Source organism: Streptomyces sp. x-80 (genome assembly GCF_046549095.1).
Lineage (GTDB): Bacteria > Actinomycetota > Actinomycetes > Streptomycetales > Streptomycetaceae > Streptomyces > Streptomyces celluloflavus.
The window spans coordinates 72,701-91,243 of sequence record NZ_JAJPWM010000020.1; the positions used below are offsets into that span (position 1 = coordinate 72,701).

Consider the following 18,543-nt stretch of genomic DNA (forward strand, 5'->3'; position numbering starts at 1 on the left):
GGGGGAGGAGCCGTCGTGGCCCGGTGATCCGGGGTGGTCCGGCGGCGGCCCGTTACCGGGGAGGGCGGGCCGCCACCGTTCCTGTCGCCGGTCTCCGTCCCCGCCGGGCCGCCGGGGCGGAGGCCGGCGACGGCGGGGAGTCGACCGCCTGGAGGAGGACGCTAAGCCTGCGCGTCACGGCGGAGGACCCACTTGCCCGGCACTGTCCGCATCTGACCGCCACCGGCGCGTGGATGACCGGGGTGCTGCCGTCGCTGACGCCGGATTCGGCCTGTCCTGACCGAAGTGGCGATTGCGGGCGCCCTGCCCGAAGTCGCGTGCTAAGCGGCGGATACGATCCAGCACTATGGACGTAGTAATCAATATCTTCGTCGGGCTGCACATCATCGGCATCGCCTCTCTCCTGGGCGGCTTCCTCACCCAGATGAAGGCGATGAACGGGGACGGCGCCCGCTTCGTGCCGGCGATGCTGCACGGCGCGCTGACGATGCTGGTCACCGGCATCGTGCTGGTCGGCCTCAACCAGTCCCAGGACCACACCGTCAACAACATCAAGATCGGCATCAAGCTGGCCCTGCTGGTGGTGATCCTGGCGCTGGTCTACGTCAAGCGGGACGAGCAGAAGATCGCCAAGCCGCTCTTCGGCACCGTCGGTCTGCTCACCGTCACCAACATCTTCATCGCGGTGCTCTGGACCTGAGCCGCGGGCCGCGGGGGAAGGCCGTCACACCCCGTGGCGGGACGTCCCGCCACGGCCCCATGGCGGGACGGACCGCCACGTACCGGACGGCCACGGGGCGCCGGGCCCGGACCGCCGGCCGCTCCGAGGCCGACTTCGACCACTCCCGGGCGGACTGTCGGTGGGGCGGCCTAGACTCGGTGGGCGATGAGCAGCCTCTTTGACGACAGCTTCCTGGCGGACCTCGGCCCCTCGGGCGAGGAGCCCCCGCCGCCGCCCGAGGACGAGCACGGCCCGGCCCCGGAGGAGATCCCCGCCGACCTCTTCGGCGGCGCCTTCGACGCGCCCGCGCCCAGGGACGCCTACTACCGCGACGGCGCCGCCCGCCCCGCCGTCGATCCGGCGGCGCTGCTGGAGGGGCTCAACGACGAACAGAAAGCGGCCGTGGTGCACACCGGCGGCCCGCTGCTGATCGTCGCCGGCGCCGGCTCCGGCAAGACCCGGGTGCTGACCCACCGCATCGCGCATCTGCTCGGCGCGCGCGGCGTCCACCCCGGCCAGATCCTCGCGATCACCTTCACCAACAAGGCCGCGGGGGAGATGAAGGAGCGCGTCGAGGAACTGGTCGGCCCGCGCGCCAACGCCATGTGGGTCTCCACCTTCCACAGCGCGTGCGTCCGCATCCTGCGCCGCGAGTCCAAGAAGCTCGGCTTCACGTCCTCCTTCTCGATCTACGACGCCGCCGACTCCAAGCGCCTGATGGCCCTGGTCTGCCGCGATCTCGACCTGGACCCCAAGCGCTTCCCGCCCAAGTCCTTCAGCGCGAAGATCTCCAACCTCAAGAACGAGCTCATCGACGAGGAGGACTTCGCCGGCACCGCCGCCGACGGCTTCGAGAAGACCCTGGCCCAGGCGTACGCGATGTACCAGTCGCGGCTGCGCGAGGCCAACGCCCTGGACTTCGACGACATCATCATGACGACGGTCCACCTGCTCCAGGCGTTCCCGGACGTCGCCGACCACTACCGCCGCCGCTTCCGGCACGTCCTCGTCGACGAGTACCAGGACACCAACCACGCGCAGTACACCCTCGTACGCGAACTCGTCGGCCCGGCCGAGTCCGCCGCCGAACTGTGCGTCGTCGGCGACGCCGACCAGTCGATCTACGCCTTCCGCGGCGCCACGATCCGCAACATCCTCCAGTTCGAGGAGGACTACCCGGACGCCACGACCATCCTGCTGGAGCAGAACTACCGCTCCAGCCAGACCATCCTCAGCGCCGCCAACGCCGTCATCGAGCGCAACGAGAACCGCCGCCCCAAGAACCTCTGGACGGACGCCGGCGCCGGCCCCCGCATCACCGGCTACGTCGCCGACACCGAGCACGACGAGGCGCAGTTCGCCGCCGACGAGATCGACCGGCTGACGGACGCCGGTGATGCCAAGGCAGGCGACGTCGCCGTCTTCTACCGCACCAACGCCCAGTCCCGTGTCTTCGAAGAGATCTTCATCCGGGTCGGGCTGCCCTACAAGGTCGTCGGCGGCGTGCGCTTCTACGAGCGCAAGGAGGTCCGCGACATCCTCGCGTACCTGCGGGTGCTCGCCAACCCCGAGGACACCGTCCCGCTGCGCCGCATCCTGAACGTCCCCAAGCGCGGCATCGGCGACCGCGCCGAGGCGATGATCGACGCCCTGTCGGCGCGCGAGAAGATCACCTTCCCGCAGGCGCTGCGCCGGGTCGACGAGGCGTACGGCATGGCCGCCCGCTCCGCCAACGCCGTCAAGCGGTTCAACGTCCTGATGGAGGAACTGCGCACCATCGTCGAGTCCGGCGCCGGTCCCGCGACCGTGCTGGAAGCGGTACTGGAGCGCACCGGCTACCTCGCCGAGCTCCAGTCCTCCACCGACCCGCAGGACGAGACCCGGATCGAGAACCTCCAGGAACTGGCCGCCGTGGCCCTGGAGTTCGAGCAGGACCGGGGCGAGGGGAACCCCGCCGAGGCCGCCGGGCCGGGAGCCGCCCCCACCGCCACCCTCGCCGACTTCCTGGAGCAGGTCGCGCTGGTCGCCGACTCCGACCAGATCCCGGACGAGGACGAGGACGGCAGCGGCGTGATCACCCTCATGACGCTGCACACCGCCAAGGGCCTGGAATTCCCGGTCGTCTTCCTCACCGGCCTGGAGGACGGCGTCTTCCCGCACATGCGCTCGCTGGGCCAGACCAAGGAGCTGGAGGAGGAGCGCCGGCTGGCGTATGTGGGCATCACCCGCGCCCGTGAGCGGCTCTACCTCACCCGCGCGACGATGCGCAGCGCCTGGGGCCAGCCCTCGTACAACCCGCCCTCCCGGTTCCTGGAGGAGATCCCGGACCAGTACGTGGAGTGGAAGCGCACCGGGCCCGCGACGCCGTCCGCCACGATGGGCGGACTCTCGTCGGGCGGCGGGAGCGGCGGCGGTCTCGGCGGCGGTATCGGGTCCACCCTGTCGTCGGCCCGCGCGAAGGGGCCGAGCGGCTTCGCGACCCGGCGCGCCAAGGACCGCCCCGTCGTCTCGCTGACCGCCGGGGACCGCGTCACGCACGACAGCTTCGGCCTCGGCACCGTCGTCGCGGTCAAGGGCAGCGGGGACAACGCCGAGGCGACCATCGACTTCGGCGGCGAGAAGCCGAAGCGGCTGCTTCTGCGGTACGCACCGGTGGAGAAGCTGTAGCGCGGCCCGCCCGGCCGTCCGGCCGGAGGTGAAGGGCCGGGACCTCGTCCCGGCCCTGGGCGGCCACTCGCCGCGCGCCCGTGCGTCCGCGGTAAGCCGGAAGCCGAGCGCGTCCGGCGGTCAGTCAGCGGGTGAGTGCGTCCGGCGGTCAGTTGGGGTTGAGACCGTGGTTGCGCAGCCACGGCAGCGGGTCGATCGGCGAGTCGCCGCCGGGGCGCACCTCGAAGTGCATATGCGGCCCGGTGGAGTTCCCGGACTTGCCCGAATAGGCGATCGTGTCACCGGCCTTGACCGAGCCGGAGCGGATCTTGGTGCTGCTCAGGTGGCAGTACCAGGTCTCGGTCCCGTCGGGCGCCGTCACGATCGCCATGTTGCCGTACGCGGAGTTCTGCTGGGTCCGTACGGTGCCGTCGGTGGCGGCCATGACGGGAGTGCCCATGCCGACCGGGAAGTCGATCCCGGTGTGCACGGACATCCAGTTGACTCCGGCCTGGCCGAAGAGCGCGCTCAGCCCGTGCTGCGCGACCGGCAGGGCGAACTTGGGGCGGGCGGCCTCCTTGCGGGCCGCCTCCTCCTGCTTGCGCTTCTTCTCCGCGACCTGCCGCGCCTTGAGGTCGATCCGCTCCTGGGTACGGCTGGCCCGGTCGGCGAAGTCGTCGGCACCGTGGCTGAGTCCGGCGAGCTGGGTGTCGAGCTTGCTGTTGGCCGCGGCGGCCTTGACGGACGCGAGGTCCGCCGCGGCCTGCGTGGTCGTGCCGCTCCTACCGCCCTTGTCGTCTTTGTCGTCCCCACCGAGACCGGAGACGGAGGCGGCGGCCACGGCGCACACCCCCAGTGCGGCGACCGACGGAACGGCGACGGTCAGCAGCGCCGAGCGCTTGACCGTACGCCGGCGCCCGCGGCCACGGGCCGCCTTGTCGGTGTCCGGCGCGGCCGTCGGTGTGCCACCGGGGCCGGGCACGGCGATGGCGATCGGCATGGCCTGTGTCATCGCATCGGCGACGTCGGCGGCGTCGGGAAGGTCCGGGGCGGCGGCAGGCGAGCGGAACTCGTCGTCGGCGCCGGGCTCGTGTCCCTCGCGCGGCTGTCCGGCGGGCTGGGGAGAGGCGGCCGGCCGGCCGGTGCTCCGGGGGGAGACGGTCTCGTGGGTGACGGTCTCGAACTGGTCGGCCGCGTACCGGCCGGTGCCGTACGGGCCCGGCTCGTCCCAGGTGGTGGTGTCCCACAGGACGGTGTCGTCCGGCGACGGGCCGGGCTGCGCCGGGATGCCGGGGATCAGATCCCGGTCCACGACGGCCCACACCGCGGTGGCCTCGTAACTCCCGGCCGCGCTCCCGGACTCCATGGCCGCGGCGGCCGGATAGCCGCCGGTGCCGTGGTCATGGCCGGGGGCGTGGTGGTCCGGGGCGGCGTAGTTCCCGGTCCCGTAGGCCCCGGTGGTCCCGTAGCCCGCGGTGTCGTACGGGCCGGTGGGGTAGCTCCCGGAGCTGTACGCGTCGCCGGAGTAGCCGTCGGTGGGGTGGCCGGTGGTCTGCCAGCCGCCGGTGTCGTAGGGCGCACTGTCGTAGGCGGGTGTCCCGTAGGCGGTGTGGGCGTACGGGTCGTAGGAGCCGTGGCCCGCGGCGCCCGGCTGTCCGCCGGTGTCGTACGTGGTGGTGGCGTAACCGCCCCCGGCATAGCCGTTCGTGGCATACGCGCCCGTGCCGTACGCGCCGGTGTCGTACGCGGTTCCGGGGTAGGCGCCGGTGGTGCCCATGGGGTCCGTACCGCCCGTGCCGTAGTGGGCCGTGTCGTACGCGCCCGTGCCGTTCCGGCCGGTGCCGTCGAACGAACCGAAGAGAGGGTCGCCGTTGCCGTACTCGGCATGGCCGTGCGTGGCCGGCTGCTGCCCGTAGGAGTCGTAGGCCGGGTACTGCGCATACGAGGCGTCGGAAGTGGAGCCGGTCGGAAGCGGAGCTCCCGGTGGGGGACGGTCGTTCACCAACTTCTCTTTCGCCTCGGCATCAGGAGAATTAGCGGCGACTGTACCCGGCGGTACACGACGCCGACAATCTCCGGCAGGTTTCGGGCTCGGTGAGACCGGGCATTTGGCCGCCTTTCGGCAGCACGATGCGAGTTCTTGGCGCCTCGTTCGAAAACTGTTCGATGATATTCCGGGTGTGTGGGGGGAGGGGCTTGGGGGAACGCCGGAAGGGTCTCGGGGGACGCCGGGAGTACGTCATGAGTACGTCGGAAAAAACCTCATAAATATCTCGTCGGCCTCTCGGGAGAGTCTTGTGGGCTCCGTGTTCGTTGCTTACCCGATGCTTGCCGGCACTTCGGAAATGCGCGGCCGCCGGGGTGTGGGGTGGGAGGTGGGGGTCAGGCCACCGAAATGACGTGCTCGGCTCCCTCTGCCGCCTCATTTGCCTCTGCCGTCTCCGCCGAGGCAAGCGCCTCGCGTATACCGGCCGCGACAGCGCCGTTGACCGGCAGCGCGAGATGTCCGACGCCGGCGATATGCACATTGGACGCGAGGAGGTCCGGGTGATCGATGCGCGCCGTCCCGGTCGGCACCATCACCTGGTCCGCCTCGCTCCAGAACGCGACGAAACGCGTCCGGCAGTGCGGGGCCGGACCCGCCAACTCCGCGATCAGACCGGAATCCGGGCGCAACTGCCGGACGAGCGGGTGCGCCGACATCAGCGGGGCGACGCGGGTGCCGGAGTGCGGGGTGCCGAGCGTGATGACGGTGCGGACGCGGGCATCGCCGCCGAGCCGCTGTACGTAATAGCGGGCGATGAGCCCGCCGAGGCTGTGCCCCACGATGTCCACCCGGCGGTGCCCGGTCCGCGCGCAGACCTCCGCCACATGTCGGCTCAACAGCTCGGCGGCCGCGCGGAGATCGCAGGTCAGCGGGGAGAAGTTGAGCGCTACGACATGTCGTCGGCCGTGCCGGAGCAGGGTGCGCCGCAGCAGCACGAAGACGGAACGGTTGTCGATGAAGCCGTGGAGCAGGAGGACCGGCGGCTGCGCGCGGTCCTCGGCGGGGAGGGCGGGGGCGGGGTGCGGGAGGTGCCGCTCCTGGGTGATGCCGGTCGGATAGAGCAGCAGATGTCCGGCGAGGACCGCCAACTCCACGGCCGTGCTGCCGAAACGGGTGCGGAAAAAGGGCATGGCCTGCATGGGCCGACCTCCCGAACGGCATGCGGGAGGCGGCTTCGGCCCCCGTATGCCCTCATGGGAAGCCGTGAGCGGCGACGTCGAGATGTGGTGCCCGTGGTGCGTACGCGCCCAGCAGCGCGGTGCACGGCGCGGCGGTCCGGCTGCGGCTCCCCTGACGCCCGCCCCGCGAGCACTCCGCCGCCCGGCTCCGGCGGCACCACCCGCGGAACGCGGCGCGTAGCGAACGTGTCCCGGTGTGTGATTTCCCCCTCCCTGCATGTCACGAAACGGCTGGGTGCGCGATGCTGGCGATAACGTTCGTTCACGCTCGTGGCCGCCGGATCGCGGTCGCGCGATCGATTGTCGGCTCGGCGGCACCGCTCTGTGCGTGCCGTGCATGGCTTGGAGGCAGTGATGAGTGTGGCTCGGCATGACGGAGCGCAAGCGGGAAGCCAGGGCGCGGCGGGCAGGTCGGGGCCGATCCGGGTGGTGGTGGCCAAGCCGGGGCTGGACGGCCACGACCGGGGCGCCAAGGTGATCGCACGGGCGCTGCGCGATGCGGGCATGGAGGTCATCTACACCGGGCTGCACCAGACCCCGGAGCAGATCGTCGACACGGCGATCCAGGAGGACGCCGACGCGATCGGGCTCTCCATTCTCTCCGGCGCCCACAACACCCTGTTCGCGAAGGTGATCGCCCTGCTGGCGGAGCGCGACGCGGCGGACATCAAGGTCTTCGGCGGCGGCATCATCCCCGAAGCGGATATCGCCCCGCTCAAGGCCCAGGGCGTCGCGGAGATCTTCACGCCGGGTGCGACGACGACCTCCATCGTGGAGTGGGTGACCGCGAACGTACGGCCGCTGTCGGTCTGAGGGAGTGCCGGGGCGAGCGGCCGGCCCCCGTGCCGGCGTGGACACGGGAGCCGCCGCCCAGGCGGTCAACGGCCCTCCGGCTCGGGGGCGGTCGGCCGGTCGGGTGTGGCGGGGTGGCCGGGCCGGTCGGGTTGCGCGGGGGCGGTGGGGGACGGGGCGAGTTCGGTGAGCATGGTGGCGCGGAGACGCAGGGTGGCGACGAGGCGCTGGAACGTCTCGGACCAGTAGCCGACGGAGCCCGGTGCGGCGTCCTCCGGGTCGTCGGTGAGCGTGGTGAGCATGTCGAGGCGGTCCGCGGCGGCCGGGTCGAGGCAGCGTTCGGCCAGGCCCATCACCCCGCTGAAGCTCCAGGGATAGCTGCCCGCGTCCCGGGCGATGTCCAGCGCGTCGATGACCGCCCGGCCCAGCGGCTCGGCCCAGGGGACCGCGCAGACACCGAGCATCCGGAACGCGTCCGAGAGGCCGTGTGCGGCGATGAACTCCGCGACCCACCGGGCCCGTTCGTCCGCCGGCAGGACGGTGAGCAGCTTCGCCAGGTCCCGTGCCGGGCCGGCCGGTGCGGCTTCGGTGCCCTGCGGTGGCGCGGTGGGCGCGCCGAGCAGCGCCCGCGCCCAGTCGGCGTCCCTCTGGCGCACGGCGGCGCGGCACCAGGCGTCGTGCAGTTCCGTACGCCAGTCGTCGGCCACCGGCAGGGCGACGATCGCCGCCGGAGCGCGGCCCCCGAACCGCTCCCGCCAGCCGTCCAGCGGGGCCGCTGCCACCAACTGGCCCAGCCACCAGGACCGTTCACCGCGTCCGGACGGCGGTCTGGGCACCACGCCGTCCCGCTGCATCCGCGCATCGCACTCGTGCGGCGCCTCGACGGAGATCGCCGGACCGGCCGCCCCAGGTGATGCGGCCGTGCCGGTGGGCGCGGTGCCGGCGGGTACGGTGCCGGCCGGGGCCGCCTCGGCCGGGCGGTCGAGGCCGACGCAGGCGTGGGCGCGCTGTGCCATCCGGGCCGCGAGCGCGGAACCGGGCAGCCCGGCGAGAAGTTCGGCGGCCGTGGCGCGGACGGTGCGGCTGCGGTCGGCGAGCGCCTGTTCCAGGAACGGTTCGTCGGCCGCCGTGAGACCGTCACGCAGCGCGTCGAGGAACACCAGGCGGTCCTCCGCCCGTTCGGTGGCCCAGGTGGTGCGGAGGAGTTCGAGACCGGCGCGCGGGTCGCGGCGGCGCACCGCGGTGAGCAGTGCGGACCGCTCCGCGAACAGCCCCTCCGCCCAGATCCGTGGTACGTCCTCGGGTGCGCCGGGGAGCGAGGCCAGGCCGCCGGTGTCGCGGAGCGCGAACTTCCAGTCGTCGTTGAGCCGCGCGAGCCACCGGGCGCGCGGGCCCGCCAGGGCGAGCGCCGTGGGCCGCAGGTCCGTACGGGCACGGGCGGCGTCGAGCAGCGCGGGCAGCAGCGCGTCGGGGGCGCGGTAGCCGTGCGCGGCCGCGGCGGTGAGCCACTGGGGCAGCAGCTCGGTGAGGTCCGGGGACGTGCTGCGACGGCTGCCGCCGCCGGTGCCGCCGCGGTCGGCGAGCAGCAGGGACAGCCGGCGCCGCGCGGCGGGCGGCAGGGGTGGCCGCGGGTCGGCCGGGGCCGGGGCGGGCCGCTCACCGGCCGGCGCGGGACGCAGCGCGGCACGGCGGCGCACCGTGCTCACCGCGGCCGCGTCCAGCAGGGCGGCCGCGCCGTTCTGCCCGGCCCGTACCACCACCGGCGGCGACCGCCGCTCCGTCCCGAGCAGCGCGGCGCCGACCAACTCGGCCCAGGCGGGCGGCGTCGCGGGTGCCGGTGCCGGTGCCGGTGCCGGTGCGGGTGTGGGTGTGGGTGTGGGTGTGGGTGCGGATGAGGGCATGGGCATGGCCGTGGGCGTGGGCGTAGGCGAAGGCGTGGGGCTCGTCATGGGGTTCCTCCAGGCATCGGGTGGGGCGCAGGCCGGGCCGGTGGGATGGGCGGGCTCGGGCGGTCGCGTGCGCGGCGGGGACGGGGGCACCTCCCGTTCGGGCGGAGCCGGGAGCGGGGCGGGCTCGGGCGGGTGTGTGCGTCGTGCGGCGGTTCGGGTGCGGATCACAGGGACACCGGTGTGGGGTCCCAGACCGTCAGCGGCAGGAAGCCGCGGTGGCCGCATTCGCCGAAGACCGTGACCGGGAGACCGCCCGATATGGCGGCGAGCTGCCACAGCCCCGCCCGCCCGAGGCAGCGCGGGTCGAGCGGGAGCGCCGACTCGCCGTCCGTGTCGGCCAGTTGCCACCCATGACCGGCGCGGCCCGGTATCACCGTGACCTCGGCGAGCACCACCGGCCAGGACTCCAGCCAGGGGTCGTCGCGCAGTGCGTCGCCGTAGGCGGCCAGGGCCGCGTCGATACCGCAGCCCGCGGGCACCGGGCCGGGCGCCGCCGGGGCGTGCCGCTCGCCCAGGGCGGCACGCAGCGGGCGGGCGCCCGGGTAGTGGGCGAGGTCCGCATCGAGCACCAGGCCGGGCGGCAGGGCCAGGTCCAGGGGGCGGTTGGCGCCGCCGAAGGAGAGATGCAGCGCCATCCGGCCGGTCCGCTCACCCCGCAGATAGATCCTGCGGGTGGTCAGTCTGCCGTCCTCGTGGTCCTGTTGGGCGAGCACCAGCCAGCGGTCGCGGACCGGTGCGGCCTCGGGGCCGGTCAGCAGTTCCGCGGCCTCCGTGGTCAGACCGACGCGGGAGCGGACCGTCGCCGCGAGCGGGGCCGGCAGCCGCGCGATCCCGAGGAAGCCCTGATCGAGGAGGTGGAGCAGGGCGCACTCCTCCAGGAGCCGGGCCGGCCAGTCCGTACCGGCGGCCGCCACGGAACCCAGCTCACGGACGTACGCCGCGAGTCCGGGGGCCTGGGCGTCCACCATGCGCGCGGCCGTCTCGTCCCAGGAGCCGTAACCGTCACGGTCCGCCGTGGCCAGTCCGGAGTGCAGCAGATCTTCCAGCCGCTGCTCCAGCTCCATGGCCCCGGCGCCGATCCGCTGCATCCGCCGCTCGGCCCGCCGTTGGGCGGCCGCCGGGTCGGCGGGCGCGCGCGACGGGGCGCCGCCGGACGGGGCGTCCGCGGGCCGCCCGGCCCGCTCGCGGCGGCCGGTCAGCCATTCGCCCGCCCACTGCGGTGGCTCGTGATCTGCCACCGCCCGGTCGTCGCCGGACCAGAGCAGCAGCAGCCCCAGCGCGTGTTTGCACGGGAACTTGCGGCTCGGGCAACTGCACCGGAACGCCGGACCGTTGAGGTCGACGACCGTGCGGTACGGCTTGCTGCCGCTGCCCTTGCACTGGCCCCACAGCGCGCCGTCGGCCGTGCCCGTCTCCGACCACGGTCCCGGCGCCGCGAGCTTGCCGCCCGCCTTGCGTGATGTCGCGTCAGGCGCCAGCGCGAGCACCTGATCCGTCGTCCAGCGTTCCCCCTGCGGATTCATGTTCTCGACGCTACGACCGACCACTGACAACCGCCGTCGGCGGCGCTGGAGTCGGCGCTGGAGCCGGTGCTGCCGACGGCGCTGTCGACGGCGTTGAAACAGCCCTGGGAACAGTGCGGAAGCAGCCCCGGAGGATTGCTGAAACGGCAGGTCAGTGGCGGTTTTCCGGTGATTGTCAGTGGTGTGGTGCAGGCTTGATTTCGCAAGCGGCCGACGGGATGCGGGGAGTCGGCCGCACACCTTGCGACTTGGGGGAGCCATGTCCGGGAACAGCATCAAGACGACGCCTGACGGAGTGCGCGAGGCCGGGACCGGCGAGGCGCTGCGGCCGCATGCGGAGGTCACCTTCGCGGCGGAGCTGGCGGCCCTCGCCGCCGCCGACGACCGGCCGCGGCCGGAGCGCTGGCGGCTCTCGCCCTGGGCGGTGGCGACCTACCTCCTCGGCGGCACGCTCGCGGACGGCACGGTCATCACACCCAAATATGTCGGCCCGCGGCGGACCGTCGAGGTCGCCGTGACGACCCTCGCGACGGACCGCGCGCTGCTGCTGCTCGGCGTCCCCGGCACCGCCAAGACATGGGTGTCCGAGCATCTGGCGGCGGCGGTCAGCGGCGACTCCACCCTCCTCGTGCAGGGCACGGCCGGCACGCCGGAAGAGGCGATCCGCTACGGCTGGAACTACGCCCAGCTGCTCGCGAACGGCCCCAGCCGGGACGCGCTGGTGCCCAGTCCGGTGATGCGCGCGATGGCGCAGGGCATGACCGCACGGGTCGAGGAGCTGACCCGTATCCCGGCCGACGTACAGGACACGTTGATCACCGTCCTGTCGGAGAAGACCCTGCCCATCCCGGAGTTGGGGCAGGAGGTGCAGGCCGTCCGCGGTTTCAACCTGATCGCGACGGCCAACGACCGCGACCGCGGGGTCAACGAACTCTCCAGCGCGCTGCGCCGGCGCTTCAACACCGTCGTACTGCCGCTGCCCGCGACACCGGACGAAGAGGTGGACATCGTCTCCCGGCGGGTCGCGCAGATAGGGCGTTCGCTGGAACTGCCGGCCGCCCCGGAGGGGATGGACGAGATCCGCCGGGTCGTCACGGTCTTCCGCGAGCTGCGGGGCGGTATCACCGCCGATGGCCGCACCAAGCTCAAATCGCCGTCCGGCACGCTCTCCACGGCCGAGGCCATCTCGGTCGTGACGAACGGCCTGGCGCTGGCCGCGCACTTCGGCGACGGCGTGCTGCGCTCCGGTGACGTGGCCGCGGGCATCCTGGGCGCGGTCGTCCGGGATCCGGCCGCGGACCGCGTCGTATGGCAGGAGTACCTGGAGGCAGTGGTGCGTGAGCGCGACGGCTGGCAGGACTTCTACCGGGCCTGCCGAGAGGTGAGCGCATGACCGGGGGAGGGGCGGGTCCGGCCACGGGGGTGGCGGTGACCGGGACGGCGGCGGCGCCCGTAGCGGCGGTGCGTACGGCCGGGCCGGTGCTGCTCGGTGTGCGGCACCACGGCCCGGGGTCGGCACGGGCGGTGCTGGCCGCCCTGGAGCAGTGCGCGCCCAGCGCGGTGCTGATCGAGGGCCCACCGGAGGCTGACGAACTGGTGCCGCTGGCCGGGCAGGAGGGCATGCGGCCACCCGTCGCGCTGCTCGCCCATGTGCTGGACGATCCGGGCCGCGCGGCGTTCTGGCCGCTGGCCGAGTTCTCCCCGGAGTGGGTCGCGCTGCGCTGGGCGGTGGAGCGTGGCGTCCCGGTCCGCTTCATCGATCTGCCCGCGGCGCATTCCCTGGCGTGGCGAGCGGAGAACGAGGAGAGCACGGAGAGCACGGAGAGCACGGAGAGCACGGAGAGCGGGGAGAGAAGGGAGAGCGGAGAGAGAAGGGAGAGCGCGAACGGGGAGGACGGGGAAGCCGGGGCGGACCGAGCGGGCATGGACCGTGGCGCGGGCGGGGAGCACGGCGCGGGAGCGGTTGGGGAGTCCGAGGCGTCCGGGGCTGCCGAGGTGTCCGGGGACGGGGCCGATGTGCGGATCGATCCGATCGGGGCGCTGGCGGCGGCCGCCGGTTACGACGACGCCGAGCGCTGGTGGGAGGACGTGGTCGAACACCGCGGGGGCGGGGACACCTCCCACCGGAGCGGAGCCGGGCGCGGGGCCGGGGGAGGGCCGGGGGCGGACGCGCTGGCGCCGTTCGCGGCGCTGGCCGAGGCGATGGGCGCGCTGCGCGAGACGTACGGCGACGGCGGACACGACCGCGACCCGGTGCGGGAGGCCCATATGCGGCTTCGGCTGCGGGCCGCGCGGCGGGAGTTCGGGGACGGTCTCGCCGTGGTGTGCGGGGCGTGGCATGTGCCGGCGCTGGCCCGCCGCAGCACCGTGACCGCGGACCGGCAGCTGCTCAAGGGCCTGCCCAAGGTGAAGACGGCGGTGACCTGGGTGCCGTGGACGCACCGGCGGCTCGCCCGCCGCAGTGGTTACGGCGCCGGTGTCGCCTCGCCCGGCTGGTACGGCCATCTCTTCGACGCCCCCGACCGCCCCGTAGAGCGCTGGATGACCAAGGTCGCCGGGCTGCTCAGAGCGGAGGACTACGCGGTCTCGTCGGCACACGTCATCGAGGCGGTACGGCTCGCCGAAGGGCTGGCCACGGTGCGCGGCCGGCCGCTGGCCGGGCTCGCCGAGACCACCGACGCGATCCGGGCCGTCATGGGGGACGGTTCCGAGGCGCCGTTGTCGCTCATCCACGAGCGGCTCGTCGTCGGGGAGGTGCTGGGCGAGGTCCCGCCGGACGCCCCCGCGGTGCCGTTGCAGCGGGACATCGACCGCAGCCAGCGGTCGCTGCGGCTCAAACCGGAGGCGCTGGAGCGGGAGGTGGAGCTGGACCTGCGCAAGGAGACGGACGCCGGGCGCAGCCGGCTGCTGCACCGGCTACGGCTGCTCGGCATCCCCTGGGGCGAGCCGACACGATCCCGCGGCAGCACCGGCACCTTCCGGGAGACCTGGCGGCTCCACTGGGAACCGGAGCTGTCCGTACGGGTCGCGGAGGCCGGCATCTGGGGCACGACCGTGCTCTCCGCCGCCACGGCCAGGGCCGCGTCCGACGCAGTGGGCGCGACGGCGCTCGCCGAGGTCACGGCGCTCGCCGAGCGCTGTCTGCTCGCCGGGCTCCCGGACGCCCTGCCGGTGGTGATGCGGGCACTGTCGGACCGCGCGGCACTCGACGCCGACGTGGGACATCTCGCCCAGGCGCTGCCCGCCCTCGTGCGATCCGTGCGGTACGGCGATGTACGCGGCACGGACGGCGCGGCGCTCCATGAGGTCGCGACCGGCCTGGCCGAGCGGGTCTTCGTCGGTCTGCCGCCGGCCTGCGTGGGCCTGGACGCGGACGGCGCCGCGGAGCTGCGCGGCCATCTCGACGCCACCCACCGGGCCGTCGCCCTGCTGGACCAGTCGGCGACCGATGCGCACCCCGGCGACGAACTCGGGGACGAACCCGGGGACGAGCTCGGGGACGAACCCGGGGGCGAACCCAGGGGTGAACCGGGCGGCGGGGACGGCGCCGTAGCGGGGCTGCGGGTCCGGTGGGCCGGGGTGCTGCGGGCGATTTCCGGTCGGGACACCGTTCCCGGACTGATACGGGGACGAGCCGCCCGACTGCTGCTGGATGACGGGGAGTTGGGCGACGGGGGAGCGGAGCGGCTGATGGGGTTCGCCCTCTCGCCCGGGACCCCGCCCGTCGACGCGGCCGGGTGGATCGAGGGGTTCGCCGGGGGCGGGGACGGCAGCGGGCTGCTGCTGGTCCACGACGAACGGCTGCTCGCGCTGGTGGACGGCTGGCTGACGCGGGTGCCGGCGGCGGCGTTCACGGATGTGCTGCCACTGCTGCGCAGGACCTTCGCGGAGTACGACGCCGGGGTGCGGCGCACGCTCGGTGAGCTGATCCGGTGCGGGCCCACGGCCGCCGCCCGCCACCCGGCGGACGGCCACACGGACGCGGCGGCACCCGGCTTCGGCCCCGGCCTGGACCGCGACCGCGCCGCGGCCGTACTTCCCACCCTGCGCCTCTTGCTGGGCATAGCCCAGGCCGGTTTCGAGGACACGGGCCCGAACGGTGGAACGGCCAACGACCTTACGGGGGCGGCGTGATGACCGACTTCCCGGGGGTGGCGGAATGAGCGATACGACGGCCGATACGACGGCCGATACGACAGCCGGCACAACGACCGGCACAACGACCGGCGAAACGGCCGATATGACGACCGACGCGGTGATCGACATGACTACCGACGCGACGACCGACATGACGTCAGACGCGATGACCGACGCGATGACCGACACGAAGACCGACGCGTCGGCCGCCCCCGGGACGGACGCACCCGCCCCCGTAGCCGACGTCGCCACCGCCACCGCCACCGCCACCGACGCCGAGCGGCTGCGGCGGTGGCGATTGGTGCTCGGGGGTGGTGGGGCGGACGGGACCGGCTGTGAGCTGCGCGGTCAGGACGCCGCGATGGATGGTGCGCTCGCCGCGCTCTACGGGCAGGGCGAGGGCGGCCGGGGCAAGGGGGGCGCGGGCAGCGGCGGCGGGAAGCGGGCGGCGGGGCTGGGGGCCTCGGCACCCGGGGTGGCCCGCTGGCTGGGCGACATCCGTACGTACTTCCCGTCGTCCGTGGTGCAGGTGATGCAGCGCGACGCCATCGACCGGCTGGGCCTGTCCGCGATGCTGCTGGAGCCGGAGATGCTGACGGCCGTCGAGGCGGACGTCCATCTGGTGGGCACCCTGCTCTCGCTCAACAAGGTCATGCCGGAGACGACGAAGGAGACCGCGCGGGCCGTCGTCCGCAAGGTCGTCGAGCAACTGGAGAAGCGGCTGACGGCGCGCACGCGTGCCACCCTCACGGGCGCGCTGGACCGTTCGGCGCGGATCAGCCGCCCGCGCCACCGGGACATCGACTGGGACCGTACGATCCGGGCGAATCTCAAGAACTACCTTCCGGAGTACCGCACGGTCGTCCCCGAGCGGCTGATCGGCTACGGCCGGGCCGCGCAGTCGGTGAAGAAGGACGTGGTGCTCTGCATCGACCAGTCCGGTTCGATGGCCGCGTCGGTCGTCTACGCCTCGGTGTTCGGCGCGGTGCTCGCGTCCATGCGGGCCATCGACACCCGGCTGGTCGTCTTCGACACCGCGGTGGTCGATCTGACGGACCAGCTGGACGACCCGGTCGATGTCCTCTTCGGCACCCAGCTCGGCGGCGGTACGGACATCAACCGCGCACTCGCCTACTGCCAGTCCCGGATCAGCCGCCCCGCCGAGACCGTCGTCGTCCTCATCAGCGATCTGTACGAGGGAGGTATCCGCGACGAGATGCTCAAGCGGGTCGCCGCGATGAAGGCGTCCGGGGTGCAGTTCGTGACGCTGCTGGCGCTCTCCGACGAGGGGGCGCCCGCATACGACCGTGACCACGCGGCGGCCCTCGCGGCCCTGGGCGCACCGGCGTTCGCGTGTACGCCGGATCTCTTCCCGGAGGTGATGGCGGCGGCGATCGAGAAACGGCCGCTGCCCGTACCGGATACGACAGAGCGGAGATGAGCGGAGAGAGGGAGTGGAGATAACAGAAGTAGAGACGAGCGGAGATGAGTGGAGATGAGCGGAGATGGAGGGGCGGCGGACGGACTGCGGCGACTGCGGGGGACTGGGGCCCGGGGAACCGAGGGGGCTTACGGTCCCGGTCCCTGATCCCGGCCCCGGCCCCGGCCCCTGATCCCCGGTCTCCGTCCCCCGATCCCCGGCCGCCACCCGCCGAGTGGATTCCGCCGGCCGGCCTCCGTCCCTACGAGTTCGGGTGTCCCGGACGGCGCCCCCACCCCTGCAAGTACGGGCGGCGGTAAGCGCCACCGACCTCAGCCGCCGCCGACCCCAGCGGCGCCGCTGACCGCCGGTGCACCCTCAGCCGCCACCGACCCCAGCGGCGCCGCTGACCGCCGGTACGTCCTCAGCCGGTGCGCCCTCAGCCGGTGCCCTCCTCGTCGACGGCGGCCTCGGCCGCGGCGGTGGTCTGGGAGCGGCTGGGCCTGGTCGCCGCGGCATCGGTCGCCGGGTCCGCCGTACCGGCCCCCGCCCCGGCGGCCGGTGGTGCGTCGGCCGTCGCCGGGATACCGGCCGACAGCGGCCGGAACGCCAGCCGCAGATCGGTGGCCGGCTGGGCGCCCCGCACCCACGCCAGCGGCGCGTAGTGCACCGCGATCCCGGCCGGGGCCTGGAGCAGCGGGCGGCGCGCCGCGTCCGTCGGCCACTCGACGTCACCGGTGGCCGTCCGGGCCGGGATCAGCCAGAAGTCGCCGGTCCGGTAGGTACCGCCGGTCCCGAAGTACACCTCGACGCCGTCCTCCAGCGGCAGCCAGCCACCCTCCTCGACGCGCACCGCACCGTGCCGCAGCCGGTCGGTCCGCGCGCCGCGCCGGCCCTGCCAGCCGCCCTCCTGCTGGTCCCAGCGGCGCAGGAACGGATGGAGCTCGGGCCGCCGTCCGACGCCCGGCGCCGGTTCGTCCGAGAGCCGCACCCGCCGCCCCGGCAGGTCCACCTCCGCCACCCGCAGCAGCGGCTCCGCCGCGCCTCGGCTCGTATACGCCGTGTCCACGAACTCGACCCAGTCGCCGACGTTCAGATCGAGCTTGTCGTCGCTGCCCAGGGTCGCCAGGTCCACCCAGGTGCCGTCGAGTTCATCGACCGGGAAGGTGACCGAACCGTTCTCGCGGGACCATTTGAAGGTGGCCTCCTGCGCGGTGCCGCCCTCGTGCACCTCGACCCGGTAGAGCTGGTTCTCCGGGCCCCGGAAACGGGCGTCGGGTGCGACCAGGCACGGGTCGTCGTCCGCCTGGCCGGGACGCTCGCTGCGCGCCGCGAGGCGGGACGCCGGGGCAGCGGCCCGCTGCGCCCAGCGTGTGAACGCCGCGCGGATGTCGTCGGCCGGCGGGTTGTCGCCGTCCAGCCCCAGCTCCGCGCCGGGCAGCGGCAGTACCTGCCACACCACCTTGGCGCGCGCCGCGGTGTCCGGCAGCGCCGCACCGAGCGCGACCTCGCGCAGCGCCGGGTCCTCGGCCGCGGTGACGCTCCGCTCCCACACCTTCAGGTAGGCCAGATACGGGAAGGCGGTGGGCAGCCGGTCGCCGGGCCGCTCCGGGTCGCGGAAACCGTCCGGCTGGTCCCAGTACGTCCAGGTGGCGGGCGCCCCGGCCGGCGCACCCGGATCATCCGCACCGCCCTGCCCCTCGGCGCCCTCCGCGGGCACCGGTACACCGGGCTGCGGGCGGGCCGCGTCGCACGGGATGCCGTCCACGTAATAGCGGCCGCCGCCGATGAGCAGATCGTCCAGTTCATGGCTGCCGCCGCGCAGTTCGATCCGGAAGCCGGTGGCGTCCTGCGGCCCGCCGTGCTGCCCGATCAGGTCGGCGGCGAGCGTACGGGCCTGGAAGAGCTGGATCGCGGTCTGCTCATTGGCGTCGGCGTCCAGCTGGACCCGGCCCTGCTGGGCGAGGACCGCGGAGTAGTGCCGCTCCGGCCGGTAGGTGATGCGGGAGAGATCTGCGTGCATGGAAGGGTTCCCCCTCGTACGGGAAGCTCGGACGGTCGGAGTCGGAAGGCCGCGGGTGGTGCGGGCCGGAAGCCGGCAGGCCGCGGCGGGTGCGGACGGTACGGGAC

The 18,543-nt window shown here is 73.6% G+C and carries 11 protein-coding genes; 6 read left to right on the forward strand and 5 right to left on the reverse strand.

Annotated elements, in window-relative coordinates; all coding sequences use genetic code 11:
- Positions 1-346: 346 nt before the first annotated feature.
- On the forward strand, positions 347-700 hold the full coding sequence (locus tag ACLJWH_RS32520; protein WP_411145356.1) for a hypothetical protein: 354 nt from the start codon (positions 347-349) through the stop codon (positions 698-700).
- Positions 701-886: 186 nt separating this feature from the next.
- On the forward strand, positions 887-3,388 hold the full coding sequence (pcrA, locus tag ACLJWH_RS32525; RefSeq protein ID WP_411145357.1) for a DNA helicase PcrA: 2,502 nt from the start codon (positions 887-889) through the stop codon (positions 3,386-3,388).
- Positions 3,389-3,536: 148 nt separating this feature from the next.
- Here pcrA and ACLJWH_RS32530 read toward each other — a convergent pair whose 3' ends face one another.
- Both ACLJWH_RS32530 and ACLJWH_RS32535 read right to left on the reverse strand, forming a co-directional pair.
- A complete protein-coding gene (locus ACLJWH_RS32530) occupies positions 3,537-5,369 on the reverse strand; it encodes a peptidoglycan DD-metalloendopeptidase family protein (protein ID WP_411145358.1) in 1,833 nt (610 codons plus the stop codon).
- A gap of 380 nt (positions 5,370-5,749) precedes the next feature.
- Positions 5,750-6,553 (reverse strand): esterase/lipase family protein, encoded by an 804-nt coding sequence (locus ACLJWH_RS32535; RefSeq protein WP_411145359.1) that lies wholly within the window; start codon positions 6,551-6,553, stop codon positions 5,750-5,752.
- 393 nt (positions 6,554-6,946) lie between these two features.
- Between ACLJWH_RS32535 and ACLJWH_RS32540 the strand changes: the two genes are divergently transcribed.
- Entirely contained in the window at positions 6,947-7,405 is a 459-nt protein-coding gene (locus tag ACLJWH_RS32540) for a cobalamin B12-binding domain-containing protein (protein WP_411145360.1), read from the forward strand.
- A gap of 65 nt (positions 7,406-7,470) precedes the next feature.
- On the opposite strand, the gene ACLJWH_RS32545 is transcribed toward ACLJWH_RS32540, so the two are convergent.
- Positions 7,471-9,285 (reverse strand): DUF5691 domain-containing protein, encoded by a 1,815-nt coding sequence (locus tag ACLJWH_RS32545; protein ID WP_411145361.1) that lies wholly within the window; start codon positions 9,283-9,285, stop codon positions 7,471-7,473.
- 212 nt (positions 9,286-9,497) lie between these two features.
- A complete protein-coding gene (locus ACLJWH_RS32550; protein WP_411145362.1) occupies positions 9,498-10,856 on the reverse strand; it encodes an SWIM zinc finger family protein in 1,359 nt (452 codons plus the stop codon).
- A 259-nt stretch (positions 10,857-11,115) separates the two neighbouring features.
- Here ACLJWH_RS32550 and ACLJWH_RS32555 point away from each other — a divergent pair, with 259 nt between their 5' ends.
- The 3 genes from ACLJWH_RS32555 to ACLJWH_RS32565 are packed head-to-tail and all read left to right on the forward strand — an operon-like array spanning position 11,116 to position 16,434.
- Positions 11,116-12,249, forward strand: coding sequence for an ATP-binding protein (locus ACLJWH_RS32555; protein ID WP_411145363.1), 1,134 nt, complete (start codon positions 11,116-11,118; stop codon positions 12,247-12,249).
- Positions 12,246-14,990, forward strand: coding sequence for a DUF5682 family protein (locus ACLJWH_RS32560; protein WP_411145364.1), 2,745 nt, complete (start codon positions 12,246-12,248; stop codon positions 14,988-14,990). Before ACLJWH_RS32555 ends, ACLJWH_RS32560 begins: the two co-directional genes overlap by 4 nt.
- 25 nt (positions 14,991-15,015) lie before the next feature.
- The gene (locus ACLJWH_RS32565; protein WP_411145365.1) at positions 15,016-16,434 is read left to right on the forward strand and encodes a VWA domain-containing protein; all 1,419 of its coding nucleotides are present in this window, start codon (positions 15,016-15,018) and stop codon (positions 16,432-16,434) included.
- 418 nt (positions 16,435-16,852) lie between these two features.
- On the opposite strand, the gene ACLJWH_RS32570 is transcribed toward ACLJWH_RS32565, so the two are convergent.
- Positions 16,853-18,436, reverse strand: a complete 1,584-nt coding sequence (locus tag ACLJWH_RS32570) for a DUF6519 domain-containing protein (protein ID WP_411145366.1) — start codon at positions 18,434-18,436, stop codon at positions 16,853-16,855.
- Positions 18,437-18,543 lie beyond the last annotated feature (107 nt).